Origin of the sequence: Rubinisphaera margarita (assembly GCF_022267515.1) — a bacterium.
Taxonomy (GTDB): Bacteria; Planctomycetota; Planctomycetia; order Planctomycetales; family Planctomycetaceae; genus Rubinisphaera; species Rubinisphaera margarita.
Genome location: NZ_JAKFGB010000014.1, coordinates 744,349 through 763,235, shown reverse-complemented (window position 1 = coordinate 763,235; position 18,887 = coordinate 744,349). Strand labels below are relative to the sequence as shown.

The 18,887-nt window shown below is 58.1% G+C and carries 14 protein-coding genes; 6 read left to right on the top strand and 8 right to left on the bottom strand.

Features of this window, described 5'->3' with window-relative positions; translation table 11 throughout:
* Positions 1–28 precede the first annotated feature (28 nt).
* Entirely contained in the window at positions 29–1,987 is a 1,959-nt protein-coding gene (locus tag L1A08_RS15890) for a tetratricopeptide repeat protein (RefSeq protein ID WP_238757428.1), read from the top strand.
* 813 nt (positions 1,988–2,800) lie between these two features.
* Here the strand turns inward: L1A08_RS15890 and purB are convergent.
* The 3 genes from purB to L1A08_RS15875 all read right to left on the bottom strand — a co-directional run bounded on the left by purB (position 2,801) and on the right by L1A08_RS15875 (position 6,932).
* Complete coding sequence (gene purB, locus L1A08_RS15885) at positions 2,801–4,231, bottom strand: adenylosuccinate lyase (RefSeq protein WP_238757427.1); 1,431 nt, start codon at positions 4,229–4,231, stop codon at positions 2,801–2,803.
* A gap of 328 nt (positions 4,232–4,559) precedes the next feature.
* Positions 4,560–6,047 (bottom strand): signal recognition particle protein, encoded by a 1,488-nt coding sequence (ffh, locus tag L1A08_RS15880; protein WP_238757426.1) that lies wholly within the window; start codon positions 6,045–6,047, stop codon positions 4,560–4,562.
* A gap of 231 nt (positions 6,048–6,278) precedes the next feature.
* Entirely contained in the window at positions 6,279–6,932 is a 654-nt protein-coding gene (locus L1A08_RS15875) for a hypothetical protein (RefSeq protein ID WP_238757425.1), read from the bottom strand.
* Between the two features lie 153 nt (positions 6,933–7,085).
* On the opposite strand from L1A08_RS15875, the gene leuC reads away from it, so the two are divergent.
* Entirely contained in the window at positions 7,086–8,507 is a 1,422-nt protein-coding gene (leuC, locus tag L1A08_RS15870; protein ID WP_238757424.1) for a 3-isopropylmalate dehydratase large subunit, read from the top strand.
* A 467-nt stretch (positions 8,508–8,974) separates the two neighbouring features.
* A complete protein-coding gene (gene leuD, locus L1A08_RS15865; protein ID WP_238757423.1) occupies positions 8,975–9,565 on the top strand; it encodes a 3-isopropylmalate dehydratase small subunit in 591 nt (196 codons plus the stop codon).
* 64 nt (positions 9,566–9,629) lie between these two features.
* Here leuD and L1A08_RS15860 read toward each other — a convergent pair whose 3' ends face one another.
* The 4 genes from L1A08_RS15860 to L1A08_RS15845 form a co-directional block, all read right to left on the bottom strand.
* Positions 9,630–10,850 (bottom strand): HEAT repeat domain-containing protein, encoded by a 1,221-nt coding sequence (locus L1A08_RS15860; RefSeq protein WP_238757422.1) that lies wholly within the window; start codon positions 10,848–10,850, stop codon positions 9,630–9,632.
* A gap of 375 nt (positions 10,851–11,225) precedes the next feature.
* Complete coding sequence (locus L1A08_RS15855; RefSeq protein WP_238757421.1) at positions 11,226–11,729, bottom strand: hypothetical protein; 504 nt, start codon at positions 11,727–11,729, stop codon at positions 11,226–11,228.
* Between the two features lie 367 nt (positions 11,730–12,096).
* On the bottom strand, positions 12,097–13,128 hold the full coding sequence (gene fbaA, locus L1A08_RS15850; RefSeq protein WP_238757420.1) for a class II fructose-bisphosphate aldolase: 1,032 nt from the start codon (positions 13,126–13,128) through the stop codon (positions 12,097–12,099).
* A 194-nt stretch (positions 13,129–13,322) separates the two neighbouring features.
* On the bottom strand, positions 13,323–14,675 hold the full coding sequence (locus tag L1A08_RS15845) for a sulfatase-like hydrolase/transferase (RefSeq protein ID WP_238757419.1): 1,353 nt from the start codon (positions 14,673–14,675) through the stop codon (positions 13,323–13,325).
* Between the two features lie 267 nt (positions 14,676–14,942).
* On the opposite strand from L1A08_RS15845, the gene L1A08_RS15840 reads away from it, so the two are divergent.
* Positions 14,943–16,190: a tyrosine-type recombinase/integrase gene (locus L1A08_RS15840; protein WP_238757418.1), complete on the top strand. Its 1,248-nt coding sequence runs from the start codon at positions 14,943–14,945 to the stop codon at positions 16,188–16,190.
* A 2-nt stretch (positions 16,191–16,192) separates the two neighbouring features.
* A complete protein-coding gene (locus tag L1A08_RS15835; RefSeq protein ID WP_238757417.1) occupies positions 16,193–17,323 on the top strand; it encodes a tyrosine-type recombinase/integrase in 1,131 nt (376 codons plus the stop codon).
* 28 nt (positions 17,324–17,351) lie between these two features.
* Here the strand turns inward: L1A08_RS15835 and L1A08_RS15830 are convergent, their stop codons facing one another.
* On the bottom strand, positions 17,352–17,657 hold the full coding sequence (locus L1A08_RS15830) for a helix-turn-helix domain-containing protein (RefSeq protein WP_238757416.1): 306 nt from the start codon (positions 17,655–17,657) through the stop codon (positions 17,352–17,354).
* A 442-nt stretch (positions 17,658–18,099) separates the two neighbouring features.
* On the opposite strand from L1A08_RS15830, the gene L1A08_RS15825 reads away from it, so the two are divergent.
* A complete protein-coding gene (locus L1A08_RS15825) occupies positions 18,100–18,777 on the top strand; it encodes a hypothetical protein (protein WP_238757415.1) in 678 nt (225 codons plus the stop codon).
* Positions 18,778–18,887 lie beyond the last annotated feature (110 nt).

The window sequence follows — 18,887 nt, the reverse complement described above, 5'->3', positions numbered from 1 at the left end:
ATTTGCCTCAAGCAGCGTTTAAGTTCACATGCAATCCGACGTAGCGAACCCGATTCTCACGGCGATCCCGCAAGGTCCGCTGTCGCAGAAGGTCCAGCTTCTCCTGGCTGATCGCAAGTTCGAACGTGCGCGGGAAACCTGTCAGTCCCTGCTCGTTGAGATTCCTGTTGCAGATGCGTCGCGTCTCCAGGAGCGCTTCGAGGCGGTCGGCAATCTGTTCCTGATCGCCATTAAGAGCGGCAATGATCTGAGCCTCGAATGGACGCTCGGCACACTCAATACCGAACTCGAGCAGATCGTCGAACAGCACCGCGATTCCGACGAATTGTCGCGCTGGTTCCAGAACCTGTTGCAGTTGAGCGAAGCGCTCGGCAACACCCGCCGCTGGCCCGCGGTCAAACTCATCAGCAGACAACTGTTGAAGTATATCGCCGATCAGTCCACCGAATCGCAGAGCATGCGGATTCGGACGCTGAACAATCTCGGCTCGGCTCTGCTGGCCGAGAATCGAATCGACGATGCCATTCATGTCTGGCAGTGCGCGATCAGGGATTACGATCTTAAAGCGGAATCGACCTGCGCCGCTCCGCTCTCAACGCTCCACAACAACCTGGGGGAACTGCTGCGGCTGCAGTGCAAGTTCCCGGAAGCCCGGCTGCATCATGCCCGAGCGTTGCAGTTGCGACAGGAGCGGTTCTCCGAAGACAATCTGCTCGTCCGGCAATCGCGATACAACCTCGCTCAGGTTCAGGTCGAATGCGGCGAACTTTCCGCAGCGGCCGACCAGATCGATCTTTATCTGTCCTCGTTTCCGGCCGATCAGCCCGATACGGTGGAACGGATCAAAGGACAGATTTTCCGCTGCCGAATTCTGAAGGAGCAGGGACGATTCCTTTCCGCGGATGCCGAGATCAATCATCTCGCCCGCGTCCATGCCCGCAATCAGCAGGTGCCGGGACGCCTGATGGTCGAGCTGCATCTGCAGCGGCTCGATATTGCGGTGATTCTTGGCAAGGAAAGCGTCATTCAGAGTGAACTGAAGCGACTGCCGGGAATGATCGACGACAATCATCTCGTCGGCAGTATCTACGAAGGGCGGCTCAGTCAGCTTATTGGTCGCATTCCCCGAAGTATCGACATCAGCCCGCTCCCCAACGACCGGGAAACTCACCTGCAGACTTCAATGCAGATCTTCCGCAAGCGACTCGTTCGGAATCACCCGCTGATGGCTCAGTCGGTCTTCGATCTGGCCGATCTGTTCCAGGCGACGCATCGCGGACAACGCGGCACGCAGACTGCCGCCGGCGGACTTTCGATCTATGAGAACACGTTTGGCGAAGACTCGCTGGCAACGGCGTACGGCCTCACCCGACTGGGCCAGCTCTGCTGCGATCAGGGCCAGTATAGGCTCGTGCGTCAGCTGATGCGAAAAGCCCTGCGGCTGCTCCGCGGTTACCGCTCGGTCCCCGAACTGATCCAGCTTCGAGTTTATGAACTCCTCTCGCACGCTTACGACGGCCTCAACAAACCCCGTCTGGCGTCATGGTTCGCCTTCGCCGCTGCTCAACAGGTGCAAAAGACCCTTGAGTTCCCACCGATGATGGAAGACTTCTTCGTCGAGCAGGCTCTCGACCATGCGAAAGCCGTGGGGCATACGCACCGCGAAATTTCGCTGCTCGAACGCCGCATCGAACTGTTGAGCGAAGAGTATCACCCGGATCATCCCGCCGTGATTGAAACGATGGAACAGCTCGGCCGTCTGTTGGCGGAGTCGGAATCGTTTGATCAGGCCGCCGCCTGCCTCGGCAAAATCGTGGTCGTCCGCAGCACCGAACTGGGCGAAGACTCTCCTCTCGCCATCGAACTGATGCAACTCACCGCCGACGTCTGCCGCAAAGCCGGCCAGCCCGACCAGGCCGAAGAACTCGAAGACCGCATCCGCCAGATCTCCGAACGCCAGTCCCACGTCCTCAGCGATTTGCTCTAATCAGCGAATCCGTACCGCATCACCGCACCACGGGTGCCCTGCCCGCATCGCGCAACAGGGCAAGCATGCCCCTGCAGTTGACCACCCTGTTTGGCACGTGTCCCTCACTGACATTTCGGGTTAGGATGACTTCCTTGCAGACGAAGGGCGTAGGCTGGGAGAGCCGGCAGACGTAGCCCTGCACAATGCGTCCCCGCTGCCCGGATGCGGGGTCTGCGGTCTTTGGTTGTGTTGAGATACCAGCGTCGAACACAGGCATGCCCACGCGAGCGTGGGCATGGCACCCAATATCGGCCCCGACATGGCACTCTACATCCCGCCTGGCGCCGTGTTGCGGTGTGGGGCCCTCACTGACGTTCCGAGTTAGGATGACTTCCTTGAAGACGGGTGGCCCGTCCGCCTCAGCGAGCGGGTCGCGGCAGCGACAAGAGGCAGCGCCATCCGCGGCCCTCAGAGATTGAAGTCACATTCTTTGCATTCGGATGAGACATCGGCGGCCCCGGCACTTCCGTTGGCTCCCCTCGAACACGTTGAGGGAAGTGCCTCTGCTCAAGACACTTCCCTCAGCACGAGTCTCCAAGTCCAGCTCGATCGGCATGCTCACCCTGCTTCGCGATGTGAGCATGGCACCCAAGTTCCACGTGATTCCCGGTGTGCCACTGGCGTCCCGCCAGTGCCTTTTCCTTCGAGAGTGATCACGCAGAGAAGCGGCACCCCCGAACCTCCAATGACCGAAGATCCATCCGAGTTGATCCACTGGCGAGACGCCAGTAGCACCCGGCACCCCGGTTCGGGGCCGAGTCGCTCGGTCGATCAGACCTTCAGCTCTTCGGCGTCCCCACCCAGTTCCGAGGCGTATTTCTCGCGGATCGGATCGACCAGGGCAGTGATGAACTGGTCGACCTGTTCCGGGGAACGGCCGATGTAACGGCGGGCATCCAGCGTCGCGGCCAGGTCGATCTTCGAAAAGGCGTCATCCTTCGACAGTCGTTCGATCAGGTCGTTCGGCAGTCCCTGTTCTTTCACCACACGGGAGGCGTCCTGGCTGTGGACGCGGATCTTCTCGTGCAGATCCTGGCGATCGCCGCCGACTTCGACACCAGCCATGAGGATCTCTTCGGTCGCCATGAAGGGCAGCTCCGCATTGAGGTTCTTCTCGATGACCTTGGGGTAAACAACCATGCCGTCGCAGATGTTGCGATACAGAATCAGAATGGCATCGACCGACAGAAACGCCTGCGGCAGCGACAGCCGGCGGTTGGCCGAGTCGTCCAGCGTCCGTTCCATCCACTGTGTGGCCATCGTCTGATCGGCGTTCGACTGCATCGACATCGCGAACCGGGCCAGCGCACACATGCGTTCCGACCGCATCGGATTCCGCTTGTAAGCCATGGCCGAGGAGCCGATCTGCGTCGACTCAAACGGTTCCTCGACTTCCTTGCGATGCTGCAGAATCCGGACATCCGAGCCGGCCTTGTGAGCCGACTGAGCAATCCCGCTCAGCGACGACAGCACCTGCGAATCAATCTTGCGGGAATACGTCTGACCGGTCACGGCGTAGGAGGCATCGAAGCCCATCTTCTGGCAGACGAGCCGATCGAGTGCATCGACCTTGGCGTGATCCCCCTTGAACAACTGCAGGAAGGTTGCCTGTGTTCCGGTCGTTCCTTTGATGCCCCGCATCTTCAGCGTTTCGAGGCGATGCTCGATTTCTTCGAGATCGAGAACGAGATCGTAACACCAGAGCGTCGCCCGCTTGCCGACGGTAATCGGCTGAGCCGGCTGCAGGTGGGTGAAGCCAAGGCACGGCAGATCGCGATACTGCTCGGCGAACTTCGCCAGCTGATCGATGACCGCAACAAGCCGATTTCGGATGAGCAGCAGGCTTTCGCGGATCTGAATCAGTTCGGAGTTATCCGTCACGAAGCAGCTGGTCGCTCCGAGGTGAATGATCGGCCGAGCCGACGGGCACTGATCGCCCCACGTATGCACGTGAGCCATCACATCGTGCCGCTTCTCTTTCTCGTAACGGGCGGCGAGATCGAAGTCGATGTCATCGAGATGATCCCGCAGTTCGGTCAGCTGAGCATCGGAAATCTCGAGACCGAGTTCCTGTTGAGCCTCAGCCAGCGCCAGCCAGAGGCGACGCCAGGTGGAATGCTTCTTCTGAGCCGACCAGATGCCACTCATGGCTCGGGAAGCGTAACGGGTATTGAGAGGATTCTGATAGATGTCGTGTGACACGTTGCGTGTGATTCCGTTTGATGAAAAGTTTGAATGAACGCCGACACGTCTCGGGTAGCCCCGGTTGCTCCGCTACCTGGGCCGACGCAGTCGGTAAGAGGTCGTGCAAGGGAGTAGTTCGAAGCCCGAAGATGTCCGTCTTAAGACCTCTTGTGGCTTCGCCACCCCGATTGAATCAACCGGGGCGACCCTTACGTTATGAGTCACTTGCAAAAGCATGCCCATGCGAGCGTGGGCATGGCACCCCGCCCTGTGGAATGAGATCCCTCCGTCAGGGTGGCACAGACATTCTTGTCTGTGCGTGATTCGACGCTGGCAACGGGGAAAACTACCGGTTTTTCTTCCGCGACTTCCGGGCCTGTTTCCGCTTGTCCTTTTTCTGCTGCTGCAGTTTCTTCTCGTCCGCCGGACCGCGTTTGCTGCGGAGTTTGCCGTCCGTCAGGCGGCCCCCCGGGTTGGCCATGCCCATCTTGCTGAGCTCCTGGACGGCTCGCATTTTGTCGCGGACGCCCATGCCGGCCATCTTCTGCATCATCCCGGCCATGTCGTTGAACTGCTTGACCAGGTTGCCGATATCCGACGGCTCTGCTCCACAGCCGCGGGCGATGCGGTTGCGGCGGCTGCGGTCGATGAGGTTTGGATTGCGGCGTTCTTCCTGGGTCATCGAAGAGATCATGGCTTCCATCTTGCCGATCTCTTTGTCCGGGTTCATGCCGTCCATGCCCGCCATTGCTTCGGCCATCTGTCCCATGCCGGGGATCATCTTCATGATCTCGCCCATGGAGCCGAGCTTCTTAATCTGCTTCATCTGCTTCTGAAAATCCTCGAGGGTGAATTTCCCCTTGAGCATTTTCTCCTGTTGCCGCTCCATCTCGTCGCTGTCGAACTCGGCTTGCGCCTTTTCGACCAGCGAGACGATATCCCCCATGCCGAGGATTCGGCCGGCCATTCGGTCCGGGTGGAAGACTTCGAGCTTGTCGAGCTGTTCGCCGACGCCGATGAACTTGATCGGCACGCCGGTGACCTGTTTCACGCTCAGCGCGGCTCCCCCGCGGGTGTCGCCGTCGAGCTTGGTCAGGATCACGCCATCGAGTTCGAGCGCTTCGTTGAACGCTTTGGCCGAGCGGACGGCATCCTGACCGGTCATCGCGTCGGTCACGAGCAGGACCTGATCGGGCCCCAGCTTGCGGTCGATCTGCGAGAGCTCTTTCATCAGAGTGTCGTCAACGTGCAGACGGCCGGCGGTATCGAGAATGATCGTATCGACCGAGCCGGTTTTCTTCGCCGCGTTCACCCCGTTCTGGCAAACCTGAACCGGGTTCGTTCCCTTGGGATCTTCGGCATGCACCGGGACGCCGACCTGGGCTCCAACGGTTTTCAGCTGTTCGATAGCGGCCGGACGCTGAAGGTCGGCTGCGACGAGCATCGGCTTGCGGCCTTCGGCCAGCAGCATCTTGGCGAGCTTACCACAGGTCGTCGTTTTCCCGCTTCCCTGCAGACCGCACATCATGATGATGCTGACGCCCGACTTCCGCAGATGCAGCGAATGGTCGACCGGGCCCATCAGGTTGATCAGTTCCTGATGCACGATCCCGATGATCTGCTCGCCCGGTTTGAGCGACTTGAGCACCTTCTCCCCGAGCGACTGCTCGAGGACCGTTTTCATGAATTCATCGACAACATCGTAGCTGACGTCGGCTTCGAGGAGAGCCGACTTGACCTCCTGCATCGCTTCGCGAATGTTGGCTTCATTGATTCGGCCGCGCTGCATTTTGCCGAGCGCGTCGCCTAATCCCTGCGTAATCTTTTCGAACATAACTGCTGACTGCCTGTAGATTTCCGAAGAATCCGGAACGATGCTTAACCGAAGCAAACAGGGATTCTACGGCATGGGCAGCGAGAACTGAAGAGACGGGAAGCCGGAAATCCCCGCATCGAACGCCCCCGATGGAAGAAGGCTCACGCAAAGCCGCAAAGACGCAGAGAGTTACTCAAACCGTCCGCCTGACATCCTTTGTGGCTTCGCGGCTCTGTGCGAGGAACTCTCTCAGCTGAACGATTCCTCTTCAGCGGAAGCCGTTTTGAAGCCGGAGAGCCAGCACACTCCAAGTGCTCCCGGCACGCTCACGAGCAGGATCAGGAACTCGCGGATTAGGATTCGCAGGGTTTCCAGTCCGGCGTTATTGGAGAAGATCTGCAGGCGAACGAAGTGTTCCCCCTGGTCGGCGGTGGTGACCTGCGGCGAACCCTTTTCGACGGCTGGTGTCTCGACTATCAGGGACAATCGGTTCCGATCGAGGCTGTAGAGAAGGACGGCATCGGAAGGAACTCCGTTAATCCGTCCCTCGTGTGAGATCTCTTCTCCGGTCTGATACATCGGCCAGACCGCTTCCGCGATGCGGGTTGAGTAGGTCGGAATCTCGTAGAAGATCTTGCGGTCAGGCGTATCCAGATACCGCGTTCCCAGCGAGAGAATCAGGAAGCTGATCCAGAAGAGTCGGGCCCGGCCTTTGGTGGCGATGGCCAGGCAGACGGCCAGCAGCATCAGCACGGCGGCAGCGATGGTGACGCCGAAGGCGACTTCCGGGGTGCGGTAGCGGAGAGCAAAGTCCATCAGCCCGAGCGGGACCAGGACCAGAACGGCTGTGATCTGGGCGATTTTCAACCAGTCTCGGGCCGGCGGCTGAGGTGTTTCCGACATGGCGGGGCTTTCCTTCCGGTCTGCTTGCTCTTGTCTTCGATTTGTGTAGAGTGACAATGATAACGCCAGGGCACACGGTTCCCAAGCTGGCAATAGACAAATTGCCAGCATCTTTTTTCGACGTGTTTTTTTGCAGTTTGAGACAAGGCGACGATGACAGCCAAGCAGAATCTGTTCAATAAGGTCTGGGATCTTCACACCGTAAGCACGCTGCCGACCGGGCAGACTCAGCTGTTTATTGGCCTGCATCTGATTCACGAAGTCACCAGCCCGCAGGCCTTTGAAATGCTGCGGGATCGCGGCCTGAAGGTCCTGCATCCGGAACGGACCATGGCGACGGTGGATCACATTGTTCCGACCGATAACCAGGCTCGCCCGTTCCAGGACCTGCTCGCTGAGCAGATGATGTCGCAGATCGAGAAGAACTGCCGCGAATTCGGCGTGACGCTGCTCGATATCAACGACAGTCGCCAGGGCATCGTCCACATTGTCGGGCCGGAACAGGGACTCACGCAGCCCGGTCTCACCATCGTTTGCGGCGACAGCCACACCTCGACGCACGGAGCATTCGGAGCGATCGCCTTCGGCATCGGCACCAGCCAGGTCGCTGGCGTTCTCGCCACACAGACGCTTGCTCTCAGCAAACCGAAAGTGCGTCGCATCGAAGTCAACGGCGACCTCGCTCCCGGCGTCTACGCCAAGGACGTGGCTCTCTACATCATTCAGAAGCTCGGCGTGAAGGGTGGCATCGGCTACGCCTACGAATTCGCCGGGGATGTCTTCGATCGGATGACGATGGAAGAGCGGATGACCGTCTGCAACATGAGCATCGAAGGGGGTGCCCGTTGTGGTTATGTGAATCCCGATCAGACGACCATCGATTACCTCCGCGGCCGCCCACAGTCGCCAACGGGCGCAGCCTTCGAAAAAGCCGCCGAGTGGTGGCTGAGCCTCGCTTCCGGACCGGACGCCGAGTTTGACGATGTCGTTGTGCTCGATGCCGCTGACATCGAACCGACGGTCACCTGGGGCATCACGCCGGGGCAGTCGATCGGGATCACCGAGAAGGTGCCACATCCGGAAGATTTCCCGGAAGGCGATCGCCCGGGCATCCGTGAAGCGTACGAATACATGGGACTGGAAGCCGGTCAGTCGCTGCAGGGTGTGAAGGTCGACGTGACCTTCATCGGTTCCTGCACCAACGGCCGCATCTCCGACCTGCGGGAAGCCGCCCGTCTGGTGCAGGGACATCATGTCGCTCCCGGCGTGAAGGCCCTCGTCGTTCCCGGTTCTCAACAGGTGTTGAAGCAGGCCGTCGAAGAAGGTCTCGATGAGATCTTCCGCGAAGCCGGCTTCGAATGGCGAGCAGCTGGCTGTTCGATGTGCCTGGCGATGAACCCCGACAAACTGAAGGGCCGCGAAGTCTGTGCGTCGTCGAGCAACCGGAACTTCAAAGGCCGCCAGGGAAGCCCGACCGGCCGCACCCTGCTGATGAGCCCCGCCATGGTCGCCGCCGCGGCGATTAAGGGACACATCACCGACGTCCGGGAACTCGAAGCGCCCGTCGGCGTCTAAGCAAACACAAAGCGGGTGCCATCAGCGTGAATCAACGAGAGCATGCCCGCGCAAGCGTGGGCATGGCACCCCGGCGAATCTGACCACAGTGAACCGAAAGGATGGCACAGAGATTGATCTCTGTGTTGCGCAGCAACAGGAGGCTTGTCTTCAGCGTCCTTACATGATGGGCACGCCGATTTCGCACAGACAGGAATGTCTGTGCCACCGGGGAAGACGAAGTTGAACGGGGTAGCCCCGGTTGCTTCGCTACCGGGGCCGACGCCAGTCGGCAAGAGGTTCGAAACAGACAACGAAACGACCATCGCGCAACCTCATGTGGCTGCGCCACCCCGGTTGAATTAACCGGATCTCCCTAGAGAACAGACGAACGAACAAAACGGCATGCCCACGCGAGCGTGGGCATGGCACCCGATCCAGGATTTTTCTGGTGCGTCGAGACGCACCCTACTTGAGAGAAGCAGACGATGAACGAGATCAAGCAGGTGAAAGGCACCGGCGTGCCGTTGTTGCTGGACGATATCGATACCGACCGCATCATCCCGGCCCGGTTTCTCCGCTGCGTGACCTTCGATGGGCTCGGCGAACATGCCTTTGAAGATGACCGCGAACAGGATCCGAAGCATCCGTTCAACAACGCGAGGTATCAGTCGGGTTCGGTGCTCGTTGCCGGTCGCAACTTCGGATGCGGCTCCTCACGCGAACACGCTCCGCAGTCGCTGATGCGGTGGGGGATCAACGCCATTATCGCTCAGTCGTTCGCCGAGATTTTCTTCGGCAACTGCACTGCGCTGGGTGTGCCGACGGTCACCGCTTCAGCCGAAGCAACCGAGAAGCTCTGCAAGATGATTGAAGCCGATCCACAACTCGAGATCGAAGTTGACCTCGAGAAGATGCAGGTTACCGCCGGCGACTTCAGCTGCCCGGTCGAAACGGTCGCCTCGTCCCGCGATGCCCTGCTCTCCGGTCAGTGGGACTTCCTCTCGCTGCTGCTGGAGAACAAGCCGGCCATCCAGCAGACCGCCGACAGCCTGCCGTACATGAAGCAGTTCGCGTAGGCCAAACGAGAAAGCCACTCTCCTGTGCGACGGGGAGTGGCTTTTTTGCTGCGCGGATCTGCGATTATTTCTGATTGAGGCAGCTGAGCGACAGGACGGCTGCTTCGCGGACATCGGCGTTGGGGTGCTTGTCGGCGACGCGGGTCAGGATCGGCACGAGTTCGTCGCGATTCTCCTGATACTCGCCGACCATGAGCACGGCCTGGCGCTGCACGGCTTCCGAGTTCTGCACGAACTGCTTGAGCAGCAGGTCCAGGGCCTCGCCCGGCGAGTGCTGATAAACGCTGCCAAGAGCGATCGTCGCCAGGAAGGCGAGGTTCTCATCGGAAGAGCTGAGCGTGTGCTGAATGACCGCCAGTGATTGTTCACTGCCGTGCCCCAGCTTGAAGAGAGCCTCGGCACTGTTCAGCCGCACGTGATTGCTTTCATGCTCCAACAGGCTGCGGAGCGTCTCGAGCGTCGCCTGATCGGGATTGGATTCGTTTCCGACCTCGTAAGCGAGAATCGCCATACGGTGGGAAACGCTATCGGCTTCGCTGGGTGACGCGGGTTCGACGGCATCATCCGACTGCGATTCCGCGGCGACAGGCAAAGCCCATTCCTCATCGGCGTCAGCGGTGGCTTCAGTCGAAGGTTCGTGAGAAGCAGCAGCTTTCTCCGGTGTTGAAGCTTCGGTCAGCGGGGCTTCGAAATCGGGGAGTTCTGGCGGCAGATCGGCTTCGGATTCTTCAGCGGAAGCCTGCTCGCTCCATGAATCTGAGGTTTCTTCGGCCCCGGAACTCTTCCATCCGGATGCGGCCCAGACCGGAACACGTCCCTGGCTGGCCGCCCATTCGGCTTCTGGTTCGGGAGCGGCCTGCTCGTCGGCGACCACTTCAACATCTTCTTCGGCTGTTTTTGGAGTCTTTTCAGCAGCCGCTGGAGCCAGCGCTGCCGTCTGCGAGGCTTCCGTGACTGATTCTTCGTCGGCAAGTTGTCCGAATGCCGGATCAAGCTCCGGGGCGGATGCGTCTTCGTTGGCATCGAAATTGACCTGCACCACGGGCTCAGCCACGGGCGGTTCATCGGCCGACGCCAGCTTGACCTCGGACTCAGCCGGGGCGACCGGGGTGGGCAGATCGGGAATGACATCCGACGCTTTTCCGAGTTCCGGATTCGGCAAAGTCGGCTCCGGCAGCGGCCGCGTCGAACCGACAAAGTTATTGCGAGGAGCGGTCGAAGAACATCCGGTTAGAATAGTAGCCAGGATAAGGCTGAAGATCAGGCGTGATCTGGACACCAGCATGGGAGAACCGGCCTTTCGCAAAATCGGTACGACATCAGCGGCGTACCGCGTTGCGGCACGACCGTATATCGGATAGTTCGACTATGCGGGTCGTGTGGCTCAAGCCGATTGTGCGGATTCTGCCGGTTTTTTGAGGAGAGGTTTTCTGGGGAAAGCGAGGACCTTCAGAGAATGGGGATTTTTCCCGAGAGCCACGATGGCATGCCGGATCAGCAGGGGTGCCACTGCTGGCTTGTCCAGCAGTGCGATTGGTATGGGCCGATTTCGGAAATCATGCACACGGCTGCAGGAGAGGCTCGGGTTCAATATGTCCCGAAGTTTGCCATTCTGGAACAAAACGATGTGGCCCGCGAAGGGGGGAAGCGAAACCTTGGGTTATTCCTTCATGAACCTATGCCACGCTTCATCAAATTGTTCAGAGAATGGCGGGCCCTCTCGTGTGCAGGCTGCGAGTTCTCCATTCTTCGTTTGACCGACGAGGTATTTGAGCCATTCGAAGAAAGCGAATACCGTCGTCGCGTCCCAATCGTCGCCCATTCGGTAATCAACTTCGATGGATTCCTGAAAAACGAACATCCCCAATTCGGGGAGCTGGTGGCCGCGAAAGCAAATATCTCGAACGACCAAGTGGAAGGGAGAGGCCTTATAGTTCGCGACTAAGCTCGCCGCATTTTTAACGCTATCCAACGGTATCAATTTGTCTGATTGCTGGTCGTGGAAGGCCGGTTCTTCCGTGGTGATCCGCCCTTCTCGAACAAATATCTCGAAGATCAACGCGATTTCTTCGGGAGTTAAAGGCTGAATGGCGATCGATGGCAACGAGCCATCGTCCTCATCGAAGCAGCCGTGCACAATGTCCCAAAGAGCGTCCTTGTCCATTTCGATCCTTTCGCCAGTAGGCTGGGAAGCCGCAGGCTTAACCCAGCAAATGTGCTCTCGATCCGGGGTACGACTCCGTCAAACTCATTGGCCTGTGTCACGCCTGAAATGACCTTGCGGACCGCACGATTTCCGTTCAACACGCGGATGGCGCAGCCTCTTGTCGCTGTCGCGACCCGCCCACTGTGGCGGACGGGCCACCCTTCGTGTTTGAACCTCGTGCGTACGGACGGGACCTCTTGCCGACTTCGTCGGCCCCGGTAGCAGAGCAACCGGGGCTACCCTGTTCGTAAACTCGATCAACTAATAAAAAAAGCCGGAGGGAAACCCGTCCGGCTCGTTTCGGTGCGATTGGCGATCAGGCAAATTAGACTTTGCCGCAGATCGTCTTGCCGCTGCTCAGCAGGTCGTCGCAGGCTTCGCCCAGACGATTGGCCACGCCCTTTTCGGCGGCCTTGAGGTAAGCGCGGGGATCGTAGGCTTTCTTGTTACCGACTTCGCCATCGGTTTTCAGAACGCCGTCGTAGTTCTTGAACATGTGATCGGCGATCGGGCGGGTGAAGGCGTACTGGGTATCGGTGTCGATGTTCATCTTCACGACGCCGTAAGCCAGCGTTTCGCGGATCTGCTCGTTCGGAGTGCCCGAGCCGCCGTGGAAGACGAGGTCGAACATCGCTTCCTTGCCGTACTTGGCGATCACGGCGTCCTGACCCTGCTTGAGGATATCCGGACGCAGCTTGACGTGACCCGGCTTGTAGCTGCCGTGAACGTTGCCGAAGGTGGCAGCGAACATATAGCGGCCGAGGCCGTTCAGAGCTTCATACACGGCGACCATGTCTTCCGGAGTCGTGTAGAGCTTGTCGGCGGGCTGATCGGAGTTGTCGATGCCATCTTCTTCACCGCCGACAACGCCCGCTTCGACTTCGAGGATGATTTCGTTCTCGGCACAGAGCTTGAGCAGCTCCTGAGAGAGCTTCATGTTCTCTTCCAGCGGCAGCTCGGAAGCGTCGAGCATGTGCGACTGGAACAGGTTGCCCTTGCCTTCTTTACGCCATTTGGCGGTTTCGGCGATGAGCGGCTTGAGGAAGCTGTCGACCTTGTCCGGCTGGCAGTGGTCGGTGTGCAGAGCGATGAGGACATCGTACTTGGCGGCCAGGCGATGGGCGGCTTCGGCGAGCACGATTCCCCCTTCGACCGAGCAGCCGACGTTCAGACCGGAAGCGAACTTACCGCCACCGATCGAAACCTGAATGATCCCGTCCGACTTCTTGTCCGCAAAGCCCTTGAGAGCCGCGTTGAGCGTGACCAGCGACGAAATGTTGATCGCCGGGTAGGCGTAATCGCCCTGCTGGGCGGCGTCGAGCATTTTTCCGTATTGTTCGGGCGTTGCGATAGGCATCGATTATTTCCTGTCAGTTGAAATTGTCAGCTGATTTCTGAATTCCCGCAAAGGTTGATAAGAATCGAACGGGAATTCAAGCGTGGACGGGGGGCGTGTGGCGATTCGGCGGAAACTTGTCGCCGATCGCATCCACACCGGTTAATCTGTTGACTCAAAAGTAGTTACTGCGACGGCGGTGAGGGAACCTGAGGTTAAATGCGCCCCGGTTCGCGGACACCCGAGCCCTGCTGCTTCGTTGCCGAATCGCCCAGTTCCCTGCGGGCTTCTTCGGCAAGCTGCTGGAGTTTCTTCACAACGTCTGGATGCTGGTCCTTCACGTCGTTCGATTCTCCCGGGTCCTTCTTGAGATTATACAGAGCCAGTCCAGTCCTCGCCTGCGTGTACCCGTTGGGGACGCCATCCATGCCCGGCTCGCCTGTTAAACTGCGGTATCCGTGGGGGAAGTGGAGTTTCCAGTCGCCACTGCGGATCGCCTGCAGCTCCCGGCCCCAGTAGAAGTAATAGACGTCGTGCGGGGTTTTGGCGTCTTCCTCGAACATGAGCGGGCGAATATCGAGTCCGTCAATCTTGTGATCCGGCAGCGGAGCATCTGCCAGAGCCGCGATGGTCGGGAAGATGTCGATCGTGGCCGCGAGTTCATCGCAGACGGTTCCAGCGGGAATGCGGCCAGGCCAGCGCATGATACACGGCTCGCGAACGCCCCCTTCCCAGGTCGTTCCCTTGCCTTCGCGGAACGGGCCGGCCGAACCGGCGTGATTGCCGTAGCTGAGCCAGGGGCCGTTGTCGGAAGTGAAGATGACCAAAGTGTTTTCGTCGAGGCCGTTCTTCTTCAGCGTGTCGAGCACCTGTCCGACGGACCAGTCGATTTCCTGAATCACATCGCCATAGGTCCCCTGCTCTGAGTCCCCTTTGAACTTGTCGGAAACGTAGAGCGGAACGTGGGGCATCGAGTGAGCCAGATAGACGAGGAACGGCTCGTCCTTATGGTCTTCGATGAACTTTACGGCGTGCTCGGTGTACCAGGTTGTGAGGTGCGTCTGGTCCTCCGGAGTAACGGCCGCGTTGACGACCTCATTGCCTGAGATCAGCGGCAGATCGGGGAAGCCTTTCTTGTGCTTCTGGTCGTCCGGCAGATTGATGTAAGCCGGGTGATAGGGCCACATATCGTTGGAATACGGCAGGCCGAAGTAGTCATCGAAGCCGTGCTGCATCGGCAGGAACTTCTTCTGATAGCCGAGATGCCATTTGCCGTAAGCAGCCGTGGCGTAGCCCTTCTGTTTGACGAGCTCGCCGAGTGTCATTTCCTCGGCATTGATGCCGATCGTCGACCGATGGTTCAATGCACCGCCGATACCGACGCGAACGTTGTAGCAGCCCGTCAGGAGGGCAACTCGCGAGGCACTGCAGACCGCCTGGGACACGTAGAAATTGGTGAATTTCCGTCCCTCAGCGGCCATCTGGTCGAGATTCGGCGTCTCGTATCCTTCGGCTCCGAAGCAGCCGACGTCGCCGTAGCCCTGGTCATCGGTGTAGATGATGAGCACATTAGGTACATCGTCCTTAGCTGCTGAAAGTGCTATTTCTGCCGAACCAAATCCCACGTAGAATGTCGAAGAGGTAAGAAGCAGTGTAGTTAATTTGTGTAGTAAATATCCGTAGGGATGAACGGTTCTGGGGAGCGTGGCGGTGTTGAATGCCATTTGTGTTCTCCAGTTGTGTGAGCAAAACACTGGTGTACTCAATGAGTATCAGTCGATTCGGTTCGATGGTCAATCGACCGCCAACATTTCCACGCTCAACGGGAGAGCAATATGAAATCAGGGCCCAAGAAGCGTCGGCAGTCGCATGGCTCAGCCTGGCACTGGAAACAGACGGACTCGTGGTACTATACCGAGCCAGGGACGAAGAAGCGGATTCCATTGTTGGATGAAAACGGCGAGCGAATCCGCGGAAAGGGCAACAAGCGTGAAGCCGAGATTGCACTGGCTCGTGAAAAGTTGACATGGTCGAACCAGGACTCCGCTCCTAATCGCGGAAACTGGAAGGTCGTCAACGTCTGCTCGGAGTATCTGCAGTATTGCGAGCGAGGCGTTGCGAATGGTTCGGTCAGCCAGGGCTATCGCAACAATGCTGTTTACTGGTTGAACAGCCTGTGCGAATTCTGCGGAGCGATGCCACTTTCCGAGTTTAAGAAGGTGCATGTGCAAGACTGGATTGACTGCCATCCGACATGGAAGAGTTCCGCAACGCGGAGATGCGCGATCGCGATCACTCAAGCCGCATTCAATCGCGCCGAAGAAATGTACGGCTTGGTCAATCCGCTCAAAGGCTTGAAGAAGCCCAAAGAAAATCCACGATTGCAGTCGATTTCTCCAGACGATGAGCAGAAGATCTACGAGGTCTGCAACGACCGATTTCGAGACTTTCTCTTTGCCGCATTTCGCACCGGACTCCGTCCGTTTTGCGAACTCGCCCGTCTGACTGCGGATGACGTCGAAGAGCATGATCGCGGAATGATGTGGCGGGTCTACTCCAGCAAGACCGACAAGCCACGCAAGATTCCTGTTCGTCCTGAGGTCGCCAAACTGACCCGCGAATTGATGAAGTCGGCGCCAAAGGGGTCCGGCAAACCGCTGTTTCGGAATTCCAGGGATAGACCGTGGAAATCTACAAACGGCGTCAGCCACTATCTTAGAGTGAAGTCCAAACTTGGCTGGAGTGAAGATCCAGTGCGGGGAAGCTACGCGTGCTATACGTGCCGTCACACCTTCGTGCATCGGATGCTGTCCGGGTTTTGGAATGGCGGGGTCGGAGCTTCAATAGAAACAGTGGCAGAGCTGATCGGCGACACGCCTGCCACAACGTTTCGGCACTATGGTCGGGAATGGGCACAGCACTACCAGGAACCGCTCTGGCAGGCGATTGGCGATAGCGCTGCACGATCAAGCAGTTCGTCTCCGCAGAAATCCACGAAGCAGACGAAACCCGGAAAGCGGTCCCCCATTCCTGGCAAGAGTACGAAGTGTCGGCGATCATCTTCAAAATCCAGGGGAGCTTGAGAATGGGGAAACCTTCACAGCCCAAGCGTCGCCGCTCTCGCGGTCGGGCATGGTATTGGAAGCAAACCGATACGTGGTACTACACACAACCCGGCACGAAGTCTCGTGTCCGGCTAACGAACGAATCTGGATATCCGATCCGTGGTCAGGACAACGTTCAGGCTGCTGAATTGGCGCTGGCTCGTGTAAAGGCGAACGGCGAGTGGCAACCAGCGGCAGAAAAGTCGATTTCTGTAGCCACTCGCGTCGCCGATGTCTGTTCTGAGTATCTGGTCCGTTGTGAGCGGCGGATGAAACTCGGAGCAATGACCAGAAATCATTTTGATGAGCAGGCCCGCTACCTCAACGATTTCTGCGGATATTGCGGTGCCTTGCCGTCCTCGGAGCTTCAGAAAGGTCATGTTGATCACTGGGTGGAGAGCCACGCCACGTGGCGATCCCCTGTCACCAGAAGACACGCGATCACAGCCGTTAAGTCGGCCTTCAAGTCTGCCGAAGAGACTCTGTCTGTCCGCAACCCGCTCATCGGTCTCAAAAAGCCACCACAGCGACCTCGGCTCTATTCGTTTACTCCTAAGGACGAGCAGGTTCTTTACGATTCGACCAGTCAGCAGTTCAGGGACTTCCTTTTCGCGTGCATCCACACCGGACTTCGACCTTACAGCGAGTTGGCACGGCTAACGTCCCAGAATGTTGTGGAAACGAATCGTGGAATGCAGTGGCGAGTTGCTGCAACGAAGACCGGCAAGACTCGCCTGATTCCAGTCCGTGCCGAAGTTGCCGAGTTAATTCGTCGTCTCATTAATAAGTCCGAAGGCGACCCGTCCCGACCGATCTTTAGGAATGCACGAGGCACGGTGTGGAGCAAAGACATTGGAAAACAGCAATTCTTCCGACTTCGCAAGCGGGCGGGCTGGGATGAAAGCCCTCTTCTCAAGCGGTACTCGACGTACACCTGCCGCCATACGTTCGCTCATCGCATGCTTTCGGGATACTGGAATGAGGGGAAAGGATGTTCGATTGAAGTCCTCGCCGAGCTGATGGGAGATACACCGCAGGTGGCATTCAATCACTACGGCAGAGAGTGGGGCCAGCACTATCAAGCCCCACTGTGGTCGGCGCTGGGGATGTAAACGGGCTTCGGCAATAGCGACGGACGAGCTACTGGCCCGGGTAGCCAAGCTTCACGGTAATTCCGGGATAATGTTGTTGCGGCATTGGAACGCGTCTCCTAGGCCGTTGCCGCGGTTTAACGCGCATCGCGTCGAGCATACGGTCGATCTCGTCGGCTTCGATGCGGATTCGCCCCTGACCACGGCGTCCGCCCTGCAGATAGTCGATCGAAAAGGCCTGTCCGCGAAGCATGAACTTGCCGCGATTAGACTGCGCAAGCCAGTCATACAGTGTGAGGACTGAAATCCCCAGACGCTCAGCTGCTTCCTGCGCTGTCAGCCAGTCCGTTCTCACAATCGCCGCCCCATGAGACCTGTGATGTAAATGGACCGGGGAAAGGTCCAACACATCGCAGTGTGCGCTCTGGGATTCGCGGCAGAATCGTTCCTCGCGAATGCGGCGGCAACTTAGGCTCGTCCAAAGATGTTATGGCATAGCGTCGGACCGATCTAAGTTCGGCTCGGTGTGTCTTGTCGGAGCAGGAGCAACGTTGGACGAGCTAAATCAGCGAACTTTCTGCGGCAAGTATGGTGACAGCGTTTTAGCTATCCAAGAACATGACTCATGTCGAGAAGGATCGATGACGAAGCGGCGATCGAGTATTTTTCTGAGGTTGCGTACCACGATTTCGAAAGATTCAGAGAATTTTCGGAAAGCGCTATTAGCGCGGGCCTTTGTAAGCGATTTAATCTTTCGAAGTGTTTAACCACGATTCCAGCATGGAGGTCAAATAGCAATGATTGCGAAGATCACTCACTCGGGAGTTCCTGAGCCCAATGAGGCTTCACCGAACTCGCGAGCGGTCGAAGAGTTCCACCGAATTCGGCAATATGTCCTGACTCCTCCGATCGCGGCACGGGTCTGGGAGGAAGTCCTCACTCCTGAGGAAAAGAAACGCCTCGGCGGTGAGTTCTATCAAGCATTAAATGATCACCGTACGACCGTAGCATGGTTGCAAAAGCTCCACAATTTGTCCTATCAGCGGTCGGTAATCGAGGTCGGGCGTCGTCTTGGCTGGCTCTCCGACAGCAAGGCGGACTGGTTGCTTCGTGAAGGTGGAGAGGAACCGATCAATCTCTCCCAATGCGAAGCTATTAATCGAGGGCACCTGGTCATTGAACGTTACTCGCGTACCGTCTGGTGGCAAACAGAACTCCTTGAGATCACATGGGGTAATAAGCACGCGGTCTGGGACTTCTTCCTTTTGGCCTGCGAGCACGCCAAGGAGAACAAACCAATGGATCACTTTTCCTTCGGTGCCGATGCCCGTGAGAATATCGTTTCTCAACGGCGGCACGCACTCAAACTGATTCCAGGCTTCCCGTCTCAATTACTGGCTTGCTTTGAATCAGTTGGTCGGGGAACTCAACGCTTCAACTTCCCGGGCGGGCAAATTCACCTGATTGACGATTAGAAGCTATCTATGCGTCGAATCGAAATTCAAAGACCTTCTCGCTGAGAGGGTCTTTTTCTTTTGGTCTTTGACGATGTGCTTCCATCGTGTTCACAAGTTGAATTTGGACG